The sequence below is a fragment of the Nonomuraea sp. SYSU D8015 genome (genome assembly GCF_008065375.1).
Taxonomy (GTDB): domain Bacteria; phylum Actinomycetota; class Actinomycetes; order Streptosporangiales; family Streptosporangiaceae; genus Nonomuraea.
Window position 1 is genome coordinate 238,855 of record NZ_VJYI01000009.1, and the last position, 16,293, is coordinate 255,147.

Sequence of the window (16,293 nt, forward strand, 5' to 3'; positions counted from 1 at the left end):
TCCCCAGGGAGGTTCGAGAGTGTTCAACTCCGCCGACGACGTCCTGAAGTTCATCAGTGACGAAGGGGTGCAGTTCGTCGATGTCAGGTTCACCGACCTGCCGGGGACGACGCACCACTTCACCTTCCCGGTTGAGAGCTTCAGCGCGAGCGTCTTCACCGACGGACTCATGTTCGACGGCTCGTCGATCCGCGGCTTCCAAGCGATCCACGAGTCCGACATGCTTCTGCTGCCCGACCCGACCAGCGCCGTGGTGGACCCGTTCCGCCAGCACAAGACGCTCAACATCAACTTCTTCGTGCACGACCCGCTGACCGGTGAGGCCTACAGCCGCGACCCGCGCAACGTGGCGCGCAAGGCGGAGGAATACCTCAAGGGCACCGGGATCGCCGACACGGTTTACTTCGGCCCCGAGGCCGAGTTCTACATCTTCGACGACGTCCGCTTCGAGACGAAGCAGAACGCCGGCTACTACTACATCGACTCCATCGAGGGCGCCTGGAACACCGGCAAGGCGACCGAGGGCGGCAACCTCGGCTACAAGCCGCGTTACAAGGGCGGCTACTTCCCGGTCCCGCCGATGGACCACTTCACCGACCTGCGCTCGGAGATGGTGCGCAACCTCATCGAGTGCGGCATCGAGGTCGAGATGCAGCACCACGAGGTCGGCACCGCCGGTCAGGCGGAGATCGACTTCAAGTTCGGCACGCTGCTCAAGACCGCCGACAACCTCATGCTCTACAAGTACGTCATCAAGAGCACGGCCCTGGAGTACGGCCACACGGTGACGTTCATGCCGAAGCCGATCTTCGGTGACAACGGCTCGGGCATGCACTGCCACCAGTCGCTGTGGAAGGACGGCTCGCCGCTCTTCTACGACGAGGTCGGCTACGCCGGTCTGTCGGACACGGCCCGCTACTACATCGGCGGCCTGCTCAAGCACGCCCCGTCGCTGCTGGCCTTCACCAACCCGACGGTCAACTCCTACCACCGCCTGGTGCCGGGCTACGAGGCGCCGGTCAACCTGGTCTACTCGCAGCGCAACCGGTCGGCCTGCGTCCGCATCCCGATCACGGGCTCCAACCCGAAGGCCAAGCGCATCGAGTTCCGCGTTCCGGACCCGTCCTGCAACCCGTACTTCGCGTTCTCGGCCATGCTGATGGCGGGCATCGACGGCATCCGCAACAAGATCGAGCCGCCGGAGCCGGTCGACAAGGACCTCTACGAGCTGCCGCCGGAGGAGGCCCGCAACATCCCGCAGGTGCCCGGCTCGCTCACCGACGTGCTCAACGCGCTGGAGGAGGACCACGACTACCTGCTCGAGGGCGGCGTGTTCACGCCCGACCTGATCGAGACGTGGATCTCCTACAAGCGGGAGAACGAGGTCGACCCGATCCGGCTGCGCCCGCACCCGCACGAGTTCGAGCTCTACTACGACGTCTAGGAAGACGGACTCCGAGCACAGGAGCCGACTGGCGACGCCAGATCGGTTCAGCCCGTGGCCTCGCCCTACCTGGGCGAGGCCATAGGCCTTTCGGCAGTCAGACTGGAAAGACCTTGACTTCGGAGCGGTCAGCGTCGCATTCTAGACTGGAACGATCCAAAAACTCTCCGAGGATTTTTTCCATATCGTCCCGGTCGGACGTTAAGATCGTAACGGGCTTGTCGGAGACTGCGGTTGCCGTCGCGGCGACCATGGCGTCGATGGCGTATTTATGGCCCTGCAGACCTGCGGATTTGAGCAGGTCTGACGCCCGTCGGGCAAGATTCTTGGTGAGTGGTTCCACGGTGAGCCTGGACAGCGTCCAGGCCAGCCGCGCGAAATGAACCTTGTCGTGATCCACCTCAACGATCGTGGCGGCGCTGATCACGACGCGAATATCGTCTTCGAGAGCCGCGGCGAGCCGGGCCGTCATCTTGCGATCGGCTCGCAGGTACAGCGAAAGGGCTTCACTGTCCAGGATCCATGCGCCGCTCACGCCACCTCGCCGTGGCTACCGAGTCCGTGCATCTCTTCCCGAGCCGCCTGGATCTCCGCTGCGGTGAGCGGACCGTGGATCTCTTCGTTCGCTCCGATGAGAGCGGCCAGGTTGTCGCGCTCGATCTGCCGTCGGACGGCGGCCTCCACGTACGGCGACACGCCACGTTTGCCGACACGCTCGCGAACCGACTCGATGACGCTGGAATGGAATGAGATCGAAACGGAGACCGTAGGATCCGTACCGGCTGTCTCAATGTCGTCGACCACAGCCCCACTCTAACAAAAGTTTTGTTAGAGGCGGCCTGCTGCACCCGATCACCACAGAGCTTCCTCATGTCGTCGATGCCGGACGGCGGCATGACGACCGGTCGCGGCTCCAGGCCTCACGGAACCGCGCCATCACCACTGATCCCTTGGTCATCTGCCCGGCAGGCGGTGGCCTGCCAGCCACACGCCCGCGATATCGAGCGTCGAGTCGATGTCCGCCGTGGGGTCGCCATCGACCAGCAGGAGGTCGGCCCGCAGCCCGGGGGCGACGCGGCCGCGGTCGTGCAGTCCGAAGCGGTCGGCGGGGGCGGACGTGGCGGCGGCGAGGGCCTCGCGCGGGGTGAGGCCGGCCGCGACGAGCAGGGCAAGTTCCTGATGGAGGGTCGCGCCGTGGGCGGTGCCGGCGTTGGAGGCGTCGGAGCCCGCGAGGAGGGTCACGCCCGCGTCCCGGAGCTCCGCGACCGTGCGGGTCGCCGTGGCGAGGTCGTGGCGGGCGCCCTCGCCCAGCGGGAACGGGCCCATGGTGAGCATCCGGCGGGAGCCCTCGGTCAGGTACGGCGACACCCGCGGATCAGCCGCCAGCGCCTTGCCTCCCGTGCCCGGGCCGAACAACTGGCCCAGCACGGCCAGGGTGGGCACCACCGCGGTCTCCCCCAGTTCATGGGCGAGCGAAGGGTCCGGGCGGTCGACGAACACGTGCCCGAGCACGTCCGCGCCCGCCCGCACGGCCTGGCAGGCGGTCTCGGCGGTGAGGGCGTGCGCGACGACGAGCCTGCCCCGGTCGTGGGCCGCGGCCGCGAGCGCGGCGGCCGTCTCCCCAGCCATGGAGGGGGTGGGCATGCCGGTCGTGGAGCCGTCGTCCAGGAGGATCTTGAGGTAGTCGGAGCCCTCCGCGAACCGGTTCTCCACGAACGCGTCCGCCTCGTCCGGCGTCACGAGGGTCGGGAACGGCGGCAGGTATCCCATGTCCACGAGGTACCAGCCGTAGCCGCCGGGGACGGTGGCGGCGGTGCCCGCGGTGCGGAAGTCGGCCCCCGCCGCCCCGCGCAAGGAGCCGGCCTGGGCGGGGTCGGCCATCATGTCCAGGACCGTCGTGACGCCGAACAGCGCGGCCTGCTCGAGGTCGCCGGGGAAGACGTGGGCGTGGGCGTCGATCAGGCCGGGGAGCAGGGTCCGCCCGCGCCCCTCGATCACCTCGTCGCCGGAGACGGGCGGGGGCGGCGCCTCCCCCACGGACAGGATGACGGCGCCGGAGACGGCGACGTTCGCCGATCTGAGCGTCGTGTCCCCGGTGAACACCCGCACGTCCCTGAAGATCAGCCGATTAGATACATGCATGAATGTATGCAAGCATACGTGCGCGCATGTATGAAAGAGTTGGGTCATGCGACGAACGGCCGAGGAGGCGGCGGAGACGAGGAAGGCGCTGTTGCGGGCCGCGCTGGCCGTCTTCTCCGAGCGGGGCTACGCCGCCGCCACGCTCGCCGGCATCGCCGAGCGGGCCGGGGTGACGAGGGGCGCCGCGTACCACCACTTCAACGACAAGGCCACGCTCTACCTCGCCACGATCGGCGAGCTGTGGGCGGAGGCCGCCGCGCCCGTCTGGGGTGTGCTCGACGGCGACGGGCCGGTGCTGGAGCGGGTCCGGCGGTTCCTGGTGGCCTTCTTCACCGCGCTGGAGCGGGACGCGACCCTGCGGGAGGCGTTCGCGCTCTCGATGCGCAGCGCCGAGGGGTTCCCGGAGCTGGAGTCCGGGCTGCGGGACAAGCAGATCATGATGGAGGGCTGGAAGCGCGGGCTGACGGGGCTGCTCGACGGGGCCGGGCTGCGCGAGGGGCTGCCGGCGGAGACGGCCGCCCTGGCGATCATCACCGCCGTGAACGGGACCGCCGCCACCTGGCTCGCCTGCCCGGAGCTGTTCTCCCCCGCCGATCAGGCCGAGGCGCTGGCCGGGGCGATCATGTACGGCATCACGTCGTGAAGGCGGGCGCCGACGGGCTGAGGATCGCCGACCTGGGGGCCGCCTGCCAGAGGGCGGTCAGCTCGTCGGAGAGCGTGGCGATGAGGGACGCGACGTCGTCCTGGGCGGTGCCGTGGAGCGCCTCCGCGACGATCAGGACGTCGGCGGTCGTGTCGCGGACGGCCGAGCGGCCGCTCTGGCGGTTGGTCCAGCGGCGGGCGTGCGCCTCGCCTGCCGCGTCGGCGAAGATCACCTCGCCCGCGGACGGGTGCTCCGTCTCGCCGGAGAAGGTCAGGTAGGTCTCGTCGCCGGTCGCGTATCGGACCTCCATGTATCCGGCGATCTCGGCGAGGTCGAACACCGCGACCGGGATCGCGTACGCGATGGAGACCGCGTTGCACAGGTCGATCAGGGGGTGCAGGCGGGGCAGGGCGCCTTCCTTCCTGAAGCGGCGCAGCAGCGACTCCGAGGCGCAGCGGTATTGGGTGGGTTTGAGCCCCATCTTGGAGAACGCCCGCCGCCACGCCTGGATCTCCGGCAGCTCCCCCTCTGAGGCCGTGGCGAGCCGCTTGGCGGCGATCTCGCCGTACGTCGCCAGCCGGTCGTCCGCGGAGACGTCTCGGGTGATGCCGCGCGCGACGATCACCCCGGGAACGAGCTCGGGGAAATCCCGCCAGATGTCGCCCGAATGCTGGAAACGCACGGTCACCCCCGTCATCGTGGCGGCGCTTCGCCGCGCCGATCACGATACTAGGCTCAGCGCCTGCTCTTGATCCCCGTGATGCGGCGGAACACGTCCCACCAGAACGGCGCGCCGAACAGCAGCGCCACGTACGTCAGCAGGAAGCCCGGCCAGTGGCTCGGCGTGCTGATCCGGTCCCACCACAGGCCGCCGTTCCAGTGCATGCTCGGCTCGCCCTGCTCCGGGATCGACACGCTGACCAGCGCCTGGCTCATCATCTTGACCAGCGCGGGCTGGCTGAGCGTCTCGGTGACGCACGGCATCGGGTCTTCCCCGGTGCAACGGGCCTTGAGCTCGTTGTACGCGTCAGGCCCCGCCTCCGCCACCGCCGTCACCGAGGCGCGGAAGGCGTTGTCGCGCAGCAGCGTCTTGGCGTACTCGAACCCGTCCATCGTGAACAGCAGCGTCACCGCCAGGCCGAGCACGGCGACGACCCACTTGACGTAGCGCCTGTACAGCATCGTCAGCCGCTGCATCTCGCCGTCGAACCAGGTCTCGACACCCTGCCTGAACCGGTCGAGGTCGCGCTGGGCGGTCTCCCAGATGCCCTTGAGGTGGCCGTACAGGGGGCTGTCGATGGCCTTCAGCTTGGCCAGGAACCGGTCGACGTCGCCGTCCTCCCCCGCCGCCAGCTCCATCACCGCCACCGCGAACCGGCCGGGCGGGATGTTGGCGATGCTGGTCCTGCCCCGTTTGGCGTGGTCGATCTCCCTGACCCGCTCGTAGAGCAGCGTGATCACGGAGTCGTCCTCCCTGGCCTCGGGGTCCGGGAGGCCGCCGGGCTCGGCCGGCGCGGGCAGCTTGCTGTAGCGGGGCCGCGGGTCGTGCAGGAACGGCAGCCTCGTGAAGACGTCCCGCACCTTGGCGGGCAGCCACGATCCGGTCTTGCCGGCGCCGTCCAGGGTGTCCCTGAGGTAGGCCCACAGGAACTTGCTGCGGATGGACAGCAGCCGGACGACCGCCTCGTTGAGCCCGCTCACCAGCAGCGACAGCAGCAGGAACGACACCACCAGGCCGAGGGCCAGGTCCACGTAAACGGATAACACCGCGCCTTGATACACCGGTGGGCCGGGCCTGATCAACCCCCGGGCGAACAAGAAACCTGCTCTTCAGACTGCCGCCCCACCGTCGTCGTGGGGTCGACGCCGTGGCGGCAGTCCGCTTCGCAGGTTTCTCATTCGTAAAAGACTCGATCCATGACGAGGCGTGCGCGGCGGGTCACGCGGCGGTAGTCGTCGAGGAAGTCTTCGGAGCCGTCCGGCGGGTAGCCGAGCGTCTGGGCGATCAGCTTGCGCCCGCTCGCGTCGCGCGGCACGCTGTCGCCGGGACGGCCCTTGACCAGCATGATCCCGTCTCTGATGCGGGAGGCGAAGCGCCACGCCTCGGCCAGCACGGCCTCGTCGGCGGGCGCCAGCAGGCCCTCGGCCACGGCCGCGCGCAGGGCGTCGAGCGTACGCGTGGTGCGCAGCGACGGCACCGTGCCCGCGTACCGCAACTGCAGCAGCTGGGCCACCCACTCCACGTCGGACAGCCCGCCGGGGCCGAGCTTGGTGTGCAGGCCGGGGTCGGCGCCGCGCGGCAGCCGCTCGGCCTCCATGCGGGCCTTGAGCCGCCTGATCGCCCTGACGGCGTCGTCGTGCAGCCCGCCCGGCGGGTAGCGCAGCTCGTCGATCATGGCGACGAATGCGGCGCCCAGCTCGGCGTCGCCGGCCGAGAACCTGGCCCGCAGCAGCGCCTGCGACTCCCACGGCGACGACCAGCGCGAGTAGTAGGCGCGGTAGGAGGCCAGCGTGCGCACCAGCGGGCCCTGACGCCCCTCCGGCCGCAGGTCGGGGTCGATGATCAGGGGCGGGTCGGGCGCGGGGAGCGACAGCAGCCTGCGCAGCTCGTTGGCGACGGCGAACGCGGCGTCCGTGGCCTCGCGCTCCCCAACCCCCGGCAGGGGCGAGTGGACGAACATGACGTCGGCGTCGCTGGCGTAGGAGCACTCCATGCCGCCGAGCCGCCCCATGGCGATGATCGCGAACGAGGTGACGTTCGCGGCCTTGCCGAGCGCCGCGTCGAGGGCCGCCTGGAGGGTCACGTCGGTCAGCGACGACAGCGCGGCGCCGACCGTCTCGATGTCGATCAGGCCGGAGATGTCCGCGACCGCCGTGCGGAAGAGCTCCTTCCTGCGCAGCGCCCGCACGGCGGCGACGGCGGTCTCGGGGGTGCCGGCATGCCTGGACACCGCGGCGGACGCCTCGCCGAGCAGCGACTCCACCGGCCGCACGGCCAGCTCCTCGTCCGAGCCCAGCATGGTGATCGCGTCGGGCGCGTGCATGAGCAGGCCGGTGGCGTAGCGGCTGCTGCCCAGCACGCGGGCCATCCTGGCGGCCACGGCCGTCTCGTCGCGCAGCAGCCGGAGATACCACGGCGTGCTGCCCAGCTTGTCGCTGACCTGCCTGAACCCCAGCAGCGCCGCGTCCGGATCGGGCGTGTCGGCGAACCAGCCGAGCATGACCGGCAGCAGCGTGCGCTGGATCGCGGCCCGCCTGGACACCCCCGTGGTCAGGGCGGCGATGTGGCGCAGCGCCCCGGGGGGATCGACGTAGCCGAGCGCCTTCAGCCTGGCCTCGGCCGCGGCGGGCGAGAGCCGCGCCTCCGACTCCTGCAGCCGCGACACGGCCTGCAGCAGCGGCCGGTAGAACAGCTTCTCGTGCAGCCGCCGCGCCTCCATCGCGTGCCGCCGCCACCGGGCCGTGAACTCGCCCATCGGGTCGGTCTGCATGCCGAGCGCCCGGCCGAGCCTGCGCAGGTCGGACTCGCCGGTCGGCACGATGTGGGTGCGCCGCAGCCGGTGCAGCTGCAGCAGGTGCTCGACCTGGCGCAGGAACGAGTACGCCTCCGCCAGGCTCTTGGAGTCGTCGCGGCCGACGTACCCGCCTCGGGAGAGGGCCGCCAGCGCGGGCAACGTGGCCCGGCGGCGCAGCAGCGGGTCGAGCCGCCCGTGCACGAGCTGCAGCAACTGCACCGCGAACTCGATGTCCCGCAGCCCGCCGGGGCCCAGCTTGAGCTGCCGCTCCCCCTCCGCGCGCACGTGGGCCTCGACCCGGCGGCGCATGGCCTGGACGTCCTCGACGAAGCGTTCGCGGGTGGCCGCCGACCACACCATGTCGTTGACCGCCTCGACGTAGGCCGCGCCCAGCTCCAGGTCGCCCGCCACCGGCCGGGCCTTGAGCAGCGCCTGGAACTCCCACGTCTTGGCCCAGCGCCGGTAGTAGGCCAGGTGGCTGCCGAGCGTGCGCACCAGCGGCCCGGACCGCCCCTCGGGGCGCAGGCCCGCGTCGACCTCCCACAGGGAGCCCTCGGGCGTGGTCGCGGTGCAGGCCCGCATCATGGCCTGGGCCAGCCGGGTCGCGGCGCGCAGGGCCTTGTCCTCGTCGGCGCCCTCGCGCGGCTCGGCCACGAAGATCACGTCTACGTCGCTGATGTAGTTGAGCTCCCTGGCGCCGCACTTGCCCATGCCGATCACGGCCAGGCGTACGTGGGCGGCGTCCACCTCCGCCCGTGCGATGGCCAGCGCCGCCTCCAGCGCGGCGCCCGCGAGGTCGGACAGCTCGGCCATGACCTCCTGCAGGGTGGCCTGCCCGGTCAGGTCGCGCGCCGCCAGGTGCATCAGCCTCCCCCGGTACGCCACCCGCAGCGCCACCACGGCGTCCGGCGCGGTGGCGACCGGCTCGGCCGCGTCCGGCTCGGCGCCGACCGCGCTCAGCAGCTCGGCCCGCGCCTCCCCCAAGCCCGGCTCGGCCAGTCGCGCCAGCTGGGCGGGGTGGCGGACGAGGTGTTCGCCCAGGGCGGCGCTGACCCCGAGCACGGCCAGCAGCCTGGCCTTGAGGTCCGGGTCCTGGCGGAGGCCGTCGAGCACGGCCGGCTCACGCTCGGCCAGGCGGGTCAGGGAGACGAGCGCCAGGTCGGGGTCGGCGACGTCGACCAGGGACTCCAGGACGTCGTCGAGTTCCGCGCCCGCCCTGCCGACGAGCTGGGCGGCCCTGGCGCCGTCGGCGAAGCCGAGCTTGGCGAGCCGGGCGGCGGTGGATTCGATCCTGGGCACCCCTCCATCTTGACAGGGATCGCGTGGACCGCCGTAGCATACAACGCAACGTTGCGTTGTATTTCTGTGCTCGGGGGTCGAGGTGGAACGAAGAAGTGCGCGGTCGACGCAGGACGCGGACGTGTCGCGGGTTCCCTGGACGGTGACGTGGGGGTTGCTCGCCGCCTGGGCCCTGCACGACGCGGAGGAGCTGGCGACCATGGCCCGGTGGACGCGGACCGCGCGGCCCCGGCTGGAGGAGCGGCTCCCGTGGGTGCCGTGGGAGCGGCTGGAGGTGTCGCAGCGGCACGTGAACGTGGCCATCGGGCTCATGGGCGGCGTCATGGCGGGGGCGGCGGCACTGGGGGCGCGCACCGGCGGGCGGAGCGCGGCGTTCCAGGCGGCGCTGGCGGGGTTCGGGGCGCACGGGGTGGTGCACCTGGCCCAGGCGGCCGTGACGCGCGGCTACACGCCGGGCGCGGCGACCGCTCCCGTGGTCGTGATCCCGTTCTCGGTGTGGGCGTGGCGCCGCCTGCGGTCCGCCGGCGTCCCGGTGCGTTCGGGACCCGCGGCGCAGGCGGCACTGGTGGCGTTCCCGCTGCTGCTGGGGGGCGTGCACGCCCTGGCACACGCCCTGACGAGACCCCGCCGCACGGACGGCGGGCTCAAGGGCGGGCGGCCCGCACCACGTCGGCGAAGGCCTGCGCCACCGGGCGCCAGGTAGCGATCAGGGCGGGCTCGGCGGCCTTGACCCCGGCGTTCAGCTCGCCGGCCCCCTCCAGCCCGGACTCGGCGGTCCAGGCGGCGAAGATCTCCGGGGTGGCCTCGGGATGGAACTGGACCGCCCAGGCGGCCTCCCCGAGCCGGTAGGCCTGGTTCGGGTATCGGGAGCCGGTCATCAAGGGCACCGCCCCGTCGGGCAGCCGGGTCATGGCGTCCTGGTGGTACTGGATGGCCGGTGCCGTGCCGACGCCCGACAGCAGCCGGTCGGAGGCGGCGGCGGGCAAGGCGACCACCTCGCACGCGCCCACCTCCAGGCCGCCGTCGCCCCGCTCCACCGTCCCGCCGCAGGCCATGGTGAGCAGCTGCGCCCCCAGGCAGATGGCGAGCGTCGGCGTGGCCTCGTCCACGGCGCGGCGCAGCAGGTCGCGGGTGGCGGGCTGCCAGGGGCTGCGCTCGTCCTCCCACGCGGCGGCCGCGCCGCCGAGCACGATGAGGCCGTCCGCGGCCCGCTCGGGGATCTCCTCACCCAGATACGGCCGCACGACGTCGCAGGCCATCCCCAGCCAGCCGCCGAGATAACCCAGCCCTGCACCGGCCTCGTGCTCGATCACGGTAATGCGCATATGGGGTAATTTATCCGGAATTTCCGCATCATCCTGCTCATCCAACACGCCGTGGACATGTGGCCCGAGGACGCCGCCCAGCGGCTCGGGGACTCCTGGCCGGCCGGCTCGGAGGCCAGGGCGTCGTCTGCGAAGCGTACGCGGGGAGCGGCCGGCGGGCGGCGATCAAGGTGCTGCACGGGCCGCGCACCTGGCGGGAGGCGTCCGCGGCACAGCGGGTGGCCTCCTTCTGCACGGCCGAAGCGATCGAGGCGCGGCTGGAGGAGCCCAAGCCGTACATCGCCCGCGCGTGATCGGCTTCGGCCTCGCCAGGACGGCGGAGATGTCGCTGACCGCGACCGGGCTGGTGACGGGAACGCCCGACGTACATGGCGCCGGCGGCCACGCGCGACGGGCGGGTGCCGCTGTCCGGCTTGGCCGCCGGGCGGATCTGGGGGTGTTGCGCGACGGGCCCGAGCAGGGGCGGTGTGCGCCCGCGCGGGGAAGCCGCTCAGCGCCGCCGGATGGGGCGGTACGTGACCGGTGCGCCGTACCGGAAGGTCTGCCCTTAGGATCCGGCCATGAGACTCGACGAGGTCGATGGGCTGCGGATCGCCACGTTCGGTACCGGGCCACGAATGATCATCGCGGTGCACGGGATCACCGCCTCGCTGATGGCATGGGGCACGGTGGGGCGGCGGCTGCCCGAAGGGTGGTCGCTGGTCGCGATGGACCTGCGCGGGCGCGGTCACAGCGCCGCCCTCCCCGGCCCGTACGGCCCGCCGCGGCACGCCGAGGACGTGCTGCGCGTCGCCGACCACGTGGGCGCCGGGCCGGACACGGTGCTGACCGGGCATTCGATGGGCGCGTACGTGGCCGTGCTGGCCGCCGCCAAGCGCGACTTCGCACGTGTGGTGCTGGTCGACGGCGGGATCCCGTTCCCGCCGCTGCCCGAGGGCGTCGACGCGGAGGCGGCGCTGGCGGCCACGCTGGGGCCGGCGCTGGCCAGGCTGCGGCAGACGTACCCGACGGCGGAGGCGTACGTCGACTTCTTCAAGGGCCATCCGGCCTTCGCCGGCCACTGGACCGACGACATCGAGGCATATGTCCGATACGACCTGACGGGCCCCGAGGGCGCGCTGAGGTCGCGGGCCGTGGGCGAGGCCGTGCTGGAGGACGGCCGGTGGCTGAACACGCGGCAGGACGAGGCAGGGGCCGCGCTGGAGGCCGTCAAGGCGCCGCTGTTCCTGTTGCGCGCGCCGCGCGGGCTGCTGAACCAGGACGTCGGCATGCTCCCCGACGACCTGACCGCCCCGTGGACGGCGCGGCTGCCGGGGCTGCGGGACGAGGTGCTGCCCGACTGCAACCACTACACGATCATGTTCGACGACCGCTGCGCGGCGACCGTCGTGGACCGGCTCACCTCGCCGGCCTGAGCGCGCCTCACGGCTCCGGACGGCCGGACGCCCCCTGAGCGCGCGATGCTCAGAGGGCGTCCGGCAGCGGTCAGCGTGGAGCGATCCAGGTGGCGAGCCCCGCCGCGACCAGCGTGCCGTCCAGCTCGTAGATGGCGCTCTGGCCGTACATCTTGCGCCCGTCGCGGCCGGTCGGGCGGGCCACCACGGAATACCGGCCACCGGCGCGCACCGGCCGGTGCATCTGCACGGCCAGCCGCCCCAGCAGGGCGGTCTCGCCGGGCCCGAAGTGCGCCCAGCCGGTGATGCAGTCGAGCACGGCGCCGATGATCGAGGCGGGCACCCCGTCCTCGCCCGTCACCGTGAACGGCACCCGCCAGCCGGCGGCCACCAGGTCCGTGCCCTCGACCGGGCCGGGGAAGATGCGCAGGCCGTCGCCCGGCTCACGCAGCCCGCACGCGAAGCACTCGGCGAACGGGTGCGCCCGCAGGCCGACGAACCCGGCCTCGGCGCGGGCGGCGTCGTTGAACGGAACGAACCCGGGCCCCTCCAGGTCCTCGGCCACCGGGATGGCCTCGACGAGCAGCTTGTCGCCGTGCGAGAGGGACACGGAGTTGGCCACGTGCTCCAGCCGCAGCTCGGTCTCCAGGGGCGTGGGGGCATGGAGGGTGACCTCGACGGCTGATCGCCCGCCGTTCAGAGCCTCCGCCATGGTGCCCGCTATCCAGCCGCCGTTGGCGACGCCCTCGGGCCCGCGGAAACGCTTGGGAACGGTCAACACGGTCTGCAGGGCAGCCGTCGTCATGCCACACCCTCCAATATCGCCACATCGGGCACAAAGTCCGGAAATACCACAAAGAACGGACCAATTTTAGTGGACGCCCCGTTTCCTGAGAGGTCGGGGGTCCTCATGCCGCTCCATACCACCGCATAACGCCTCGAAGGGGTCCGAAACTTCCCCACCCTGGGCCGAAACGCTAGGCGCCGCAGGTGGCGCGGATGTGACCCCGGAGTCAGAAGCAACGAAAATCGGCCTCACCACGGGATCGCTCCCGGAGTGAGGCCGATCAAGGCGTCGGCAGTACTTTAGCCGGGGTTTCCGATGTCCCGCGACCAAATCCCCCGATAAGGGGGGAGGTCAAGCGGGGCGGTCGTGCCCCAGACTGTCGGCATGGACCGGCTGACCTCCTGGGAGCGCCGCACCAGCGCGGCGCTCGTCGTCATCGGCGCGGGGTTCCTCCTCAGCTGGGCGATCCCCGTTCTCGTGCCCGGGCTCTCCCCCGCCGCGCACACCGTCTTGTGGTACGTCCAGGTCGTCGCGTGGTGCCTGTTCACCGCCGACTACCTGATCCGCCTGGCGCTCGCGCCGCGCCGCCTGCGCTTCGTGCTCAGGAACATCCCCTCCCTCCTCGTCGTCCTGCTCCCCCTGCTGCGTCCGCTGTGGCTGCTGCGGGCGCTGCTGCTCCTGCAGGTCGTCGCCGAGCGGGTCCGGCTTCCGCTGCGCCTGCGCGCCGTCGTGTACGTGACCGGCACCGCCCTGTTCATGGCCGCGGTCGGCAGCGTCGCCGTCCTGGAAGTGGAACGCGCCAGCCCCGACGGCAACATCAAGACCATCGGCGACGCCCTGTGGTGGTCGCTCACCACCATGACCACCGTCGGCTACGGCGACCGCTTCCCGGTGACGCCGGAGGGGCGGCTGGTGGCCACGGGCCTGATGATCGCGGGCATCGCGCTGCTCGGCGTGGTCACCGCGGCCATCGCCTCCTGGTTCGTCGAGCGCTTCGAGCGGGCGGCGGCCATGGAGCGCCGTACCGAGGCCCAGCTGTCCCAGCTCGTCGCCGAGCTCACCGAGGCCAGAAAGGCGCTGGCCGACCTCGCCCACACCCAGGACGCGCTGCGCGAGGAACTGGCCACGCTCACGGCCCGGCTCGCCGCCCGCCCGAATTCATAACCTTCCCGGCGCGCGCCCGGCCGTGCCCTGGATGATGCTGGGAGGCACGTACAAAGCGAGAGGAACGGTGGATCTTGCGGCATGAGCCGGTGCAGGGCGCGATGGTGCGGTATCCGCCCGGGTCCCTGGTCATCCTGACCGGGCTCCCGGGCGCGGGCAAGACCACCCTGCTGCAACGCCTGTACGGGCTGGACGGCGCGGAGAGCGCGCCCGTCGCCAGGGACGCGGTCATGGTGATCGACTCGTCGCAGTCCCGTCGCCACTGGGACGGCCGGCTGCCCTGGGCCCCCTACCCGCTGCGCCGCGCCGTGGTCTTCGTCACCCATGTGTCCCGCATCCGCCGGGCCCTGGCCGGCGGCCACTCGGTCATCGCCCACAACCGGGGCTGCGGCCCGTACGTGCTGAAGGGCTTCGCCTGGCTCGCCCGCCGCCACGGCGGGACCTTCCACCTGCTGCTGCTGGACGCGGCCCCGGAGGCGGCGCTGGCGGGCCAGCGGGCCAGAGGACGCGTGGTGGCGCCCCGCACGTTCGCCCGCCATCAGCGCAGGTGGGCGGGCCTGCTGGCGCGCGTCAAGAACGGCGACCCGGCCCCGGCCTCCGCCGCCCTGATCGTCGACCGCACCGAGGCGGACCTGCTGGAGTCCATCGTGTTCGACGGCGCCGCCGCGGCCTCCGGCTGACCGGACGGTGCCGAGCGGGTCACGTCACGGGCGTGACCCGCTTTTTCGTCCCCGGGTGTCGATCCGGGGCGGGGCCGCTCGTGTAGGGGGTGCGGTCTGACGGAAAGGAGACGTCATGAAGCAGTACGTGCTCACCATGTACCAGCCCGACGGGGCGCCGCCCGGGCCCGAGATCCTGGACCCGATCATGCGGGACCTGGACGCCCTCGATCAGGAGATGCGCGACGCCGGGGTGTGGGTCTTCTCCCGAGCGCTGCAGCCGGCCGACCAGGCGCGGGTGATCCAGATGCGGGACGGCGAGCCGCTCACCACGGACGGCCCGTACGTCGAGGGCAAGGAGCACGTCGGCGGGTTCACGATCATCCAGGCGCCCGACATGGAGACGGCGCTCGCGTGGGGGCGCAAAATGGCGAGAGCCGTCGCGCTGCTCCCGGTCGAGGTGCGCGAGTTCCAGGGATGACCGGCCGGGCCCGGCGCGAGCGTCGCCCGCGCCGGGCTCCGGAGAACAGGTCAGAACGGGTCAGAGGACGGGCAGGTAGCGGCCGAGCTCGAACTCGGTGACGTGGCGGCGGTATTCGCGCCACTCCGTGCGCTTGTTGCGCAGGAAGAAGTCGAAGACGTGCTCGCCCAGCGTCTCGGCCACCAGCTCGCTGCGCTCCATGACCTCGATCGCGTCGTTGAGCGAGCCGGGCAGCGGCTGGATGCCGAGGGCCCGCCGCTCGGCGCTGGTCAGGGTCCACACGTTGTCCTCGGCCGCGGGGGGCAGCTCGTAGCCCTCCTCGATGCCCTTCAGCCCGGCGGCCAGGATCAGCGCGAACGCCAGGTAGGGGTTGCAGGCCGAGTCGAGCGAGCGGAACTCGATGCGCGTGGAACCGGCCTTGTTCGGTTTGTACATCGGCACGCGGACCAGGGCCGAGCGGTTGTTGTGGCCCCAGCACACGTACGAGGGCGCCTCGCCGCCCTGCCCGGCGATGGCCTCGGCGCCGCCCCACAGCCGCTTGTAGGAGTTGACCCACTGGTTGGTGATGGCCGTGATCTCCGCGGCGTGCCTGAGCAGCCCGGCGATGAACGACCGCCCCACCTTGGAGAGCCGGTAGTCGGAGCCGGCCTCGTAGAAGGCGTTGCGGTCGCCCTCGAACAGCGACATGTGCGTGTGCATGCCGGAGCCCGGGTGCTCGGTGAACGGCTTGGGCATGAACGAGGCCCAGATGCCCTGCTCCAGCGCGACCTCCTTCATGACGAGGCGGAAGGTCATGATGTTGTCGGCCGTGGTGAGCGCGTCGGCGTAGCGCAGGTCGATCTCCTGCTGGCCGGGCGCGCCCTCGTGGTGGCTGAACTCGACGGAGATGCCCATCGACTCCAGCATCATGATCGCCTGGCGGCGGAAGTCGTGGCCGGCGCTGTGGGGCGTGTGGTCGAAGTAGCCGCCGGAGTCGATCGGCTCGGGCCGCTCGCCGGGCTCGGGGCGGCTCTTCAGCAGGAAGAACTCGATCTCCGGGTGGGTGTAGAACGTGAAGCCCATGTCGGCGCACTTGGCGAGCGTGCGCTTGAGCACCCAGCGCGGGTCGGCGTGGGACGGCGAGCCGTCCGGCATGAGGATGTCGCAGAAGATGCGCGCCGCGCCCGGCGTCTCGCTGCGCCAGGGCAGGATCTGGAACGTCGACGGGTCGGGCTTGGCGAGCATGTCGGACTCGTAGACGCGGGCGAAGCCCTCGATGGCGGAGCCGTCGAAGCCGATGCCCTCGGCGAAGGCCCCCTCCAGCTCGGCGGGCGCGATGGCGACGGACTTGAGGAAGCCGAGAACGTCGGTGAACCAGAGCCGGATGAACCGGATGTCGCGTTCCTCGAGCGTGCGGAGCACGAACTCCTGCTGGCGGTCCAAGGCATCCCCTCATGAAGA

At 71.5% G+C, this 16,293-nt stretch carries 17 protein-coding genes; 8 read left to right on the forward strand and 9 right to left on the reverse strand.

Annotation, left to right across the window (positions count from 1 at the left end):
- The first annotated feature begins 19 nt into the window (after nt 1–19).
- Nucleotides 20–1,444 (forward strand): type I glutamate--ammonia ligase, encoded by a 1,425-nt coding sequence (gene glnA / locus ID574_RS33345; RefSeq protein ID WP_270094312.1) that lies wholly within the window; start codon nt 20–22, stop codon nt 1,442–1,444.
- Between the two features lie 97 nt (nt 1,445–1,541).
- On the opposite strand, the gene ID574_RS33350 is transcribed toward glnA, so the two are convergent.
- From ID574_RS33350 to ID574_RS33360, 3 genes are all read right to left on the reverse strand, one after another.
- The gene (locus ID574_RS33350) at nt 1,542–1,979 is read right to left on the reverse strand and encodes a type II toxin-antitoxin system VapC family toxin (RefSeq protein WP_188192958.1); all 438 of its coding nucleotides are present in this window, start codon (nt 1,977–1,979) and stop codon (nt 1,542–1,544) included.
- Nucleotides 1,976–2,248 (reverse strand): hypothetical protein, encoded by a 273-nt coding sequence (locus ID574_RS33355; RefSeq protein WP_188192959.1) that lies wholly within the window; start codon nt 2,246–2,248, stop codon nt 1,976–1,978. Before ID574_RS33355 ends, ID574_RS33350 begins: the two co-directional genes overlap by 4 nt.
- Before the next feature lie 150 nt (nt 2,249–2,398).
- Complete coding sequence (locus ID574_RS33360; RefSeq protein ID WP_188192960.1) at nt 2,399–3,586, reverse strand: amidohydrolase family protein; 1,188 nt, start codon at nt 3,584–3,586, stop codon at nt 2,399–2,401.
- A 46-nt stretch (nt 3,587–3,632) separates the two neighbouring features.
- Here ID574_RS33360 and ID574_RS33365 point away from each other — a divergent pair, with 46 nt between their 5' ends.
- Nucleotides 3,633–4,229 (forward strand): TetR/AcrR family transcriptional regulator, encoded by a 597-nt coding sequence (locus ID574_RS33365; protein ID WP_188192961.1) that lies wholly within the window; start codon nt 3,633–3,635, stop codon nt 4,227–4,229.
- Here ID574_RS33365 and ID574_RS33370 read toward each other — a convergent pair.
- The 3 genes from ID574_RS33370 to ID574_RS33380 all read right to left on the reverse strand — a co-directional run bounded on the left by ID574_RS33370 (nt 4,219) and on the right by ID574_RS33380 (nt 9,043).
- Nucleotides 4,219–4,917 (reverse strand): B3/B4 domain-containing protein, encoded by a 699-nt coding sequence (locus tag ID574_RS33370; RefSeq protein ID WP_223167317.1) that lies wholly within the window; start codon nt 4,915–4,917, stop codon nt 4,219–4,221. The genes ID574_RS33365 and ID574_RS33370 overlap by 11 nt on opposite strands.
- Nucleotides 4,918–4,964: 47 nt before the next feature.
- Entirely contained in the window at nt 4,965–5,996 is a 1,032-nt protein-coding gene (locus ID574_RS33375) for a hypothetical protein (protein ID WP_188192962.1), read from the reverse strand.
- Nucleotides 5,997–6,124: 128 nt separating this feature from the next.
- Nucleotides 6,125–9,043, reverse strand: a complete 2,919-nt coding sequence (locus tag ID574_RS33380) for a bifunctional [glutamine synthetase] adenylyltransferase/[glutamine synthetase]-adenylyl-L-tyrosine phosphorylase (protein WP_188192963.1) — start codon at nt 9,041–9,043, stop codon at nt 6,125–6,127.
- Between the two features lie 121 nt (nt 9,044–9,164).
- On the opposite strand from ID574_RS33380, the gene ID574_RS33385 reads away from it, so the two are divergent.
- A complete protein-coding gene (locus ID574_RS33385) occupies nt 9,165–9,746 on the forward strand; it encodes an HXXEE domain-containing protein (protein ID WP_223167318.1) in 582 nt (193 codons plus the stop codon).
- On the opposite strand, the gene ID574_RS33390 is transcribed toward ID574_RS33385, so the two are convergent.
- Complete coding sequence (locus tag ID574_RS33390; protein WP_188192964.1) at nt 9,688–10,368, reverse strand: type 1 glutamine amidotransferase; 681 nt, start codon at nt 10,366–10,368, stop codon at nt 9,688–9,690. The two genes, ID574_RS33385 and ID574_RS33390, sit on opposite strands and share 59 nt — an antisense overlap.
- 59 nt (nt 10,369–10,427) lie before the next feature.
- Here ID574_RS33390 and ID574_RS33395 point away from each other — a divergent pair, with 59 nt between their 5' ends.
- Nucleotides 10,428–10,661: a hypothetical protein gene (locus ID574_RS33395; RefSeq protein ID WP_188192965.1), complete on the forward strand. Its 234-nt coding sequence runs from the start codon at nt 10,428–10,430 to the stop codon at nt 10,659–10,661.
- Between the two features lie 267 nt (nt 10,662–10,928).
- Entirely contained in the window at nt 10,929–11,783 is an 855-nt protein-coding gene (locus ID574_RS33400) for an alpha/beta hydrolase (RefSeq protein ID WP_188192966.1), read from the forward strand.
- 70 nt (nt 11,784–11,853) lie between these two features.
- On the opposite strand, the gene ID574_RS33405 is transcribed toward ID574_RS33400, so the two are convergent.
- On the reverse strand, nt 11,854–12,567 hold the full coding sequence (locus ID574_RS33405) for a PaaI family thioesterase (RefSeq protein ID WP_188192967.1): 714 nt from the start codon (nt 12,565–12,567) through the stop codon (nt 11,854–11,856).
- 366 nt (nt 12,568–12,933) lie between these two features.
- Here ID574_RS33405 and ID574_RS33410 point away from each other — a divergent pair, with 366 nt between their 5' ends.
- The 3 genes from ID574_RS33410 (at nt 12,934) to ID574_RS33420 (ending at nt 14,853) form a co-directional block, all read left to right on the forward strand.
- Nucleotides 12,934–13,713: a potassium channel family protein gene (locus ID574_RS33410; RefSeq protein ID WP_188192968.1), complete on the forward strand. Its 780-nt coding sequence runs from the start codon at nt 12,934–12,936 to the stop codon at nt 13,711–13,713.
- 74 nt (nt 13,714–13,787) lie between these two features.
- Complete coding sequence (locus tag ID574_RS33415; RefSeq protein ID WP_223167319.1) at nt 13,788–14,393, forward strand: AAA family ATPase; 606 nt, start codon at nt 13,788–13,790, stop codon at nt 14,391–14,393.
- Nucleotides 14,394–14,508: 115 nt separating this feature from the next.
- Nucleotides 14,509–14,853 (forward strand): YciI family protein, encoded by a 345-nt coding sequence (locus tag ID574_RS33420; protein ID WP_188192969.1) that lies wholly within the window; start codon nt 14,509–14,511, stop codon nt 14,851–14,853.
- Between the two features lie 60 nt (nt 14,854–14,913).
- On the opposite strand, the gene ID574_RS33425 is transcribed toward ID574_RS33420, so the two are convergent.
- Nucleotides 14,914–16,275 carry a glutamine synthetase family protein gene (locus ID574_RS33425; RefSeq protein ID WP_188192970.1) on the reverse strand — a complete coding sequence of 454 codons (1,362 nt, stop codon included), beginning with the start codon at nt 16,273–16,275 and terminating at the stop codon, nt 14,914–14,916.
- Nucleotides 16,276–16,293: the final 18 nt, after the last annotated feature.

Bases quoted from the DNA above. Each gene is read 5' to 3' on its own strand.
- ID574_RS33420 (WP_188192969.1), top strand. From the start codon at position 14,509: ATGAAGCAGTACGTGCTCACCATGTACCAGCCCGACGGGGCGCCGCCC.
- ID574_RS33365 (WP_188192961.1), top strand. From the start codon at position 3,633: ATGCGACGAACGGCCGAGGAGGCGGCGGAGACGAGGAAGGCGCTGTTG.
- ID574_RS33390 (WP_188192964.1), bottom strand. From the start codon at position 10,368: ATGCGCATTACCGTGATCGAGCACGAGGCCGGTGCAGGGCTGGGTTAT.
- ID574_RS33410 (WP_188192968.1), top strand. From the start codon at position 12,934: ATGGACCGGCTGACCTCCTGGGAGCGCCGCACCAGCGCGGCGCTCGTC.
- ID574_RS33405 (WP_188192967.1), bottom strand. From the start codon at position 12,567: ATGACGACGGCTGCCCTGCAGACCGTGTTGACCGTTCCCAAGCGTTTC.
- ID574_RS33400 (WP_188192966.1), top strand. From the start codon at position 10,929: ATGAGACTCGACGAGGTCGATGGGCTGCGGATCGCCACGTTCGGTACC.
- ID574_RS33360 (WP_188192960.1), bottom strand. From the start codon at position 3,586: ATGCATGTATCTAATCGGCTGATCTTCAGGGACGTGCGGGTGTTCACC.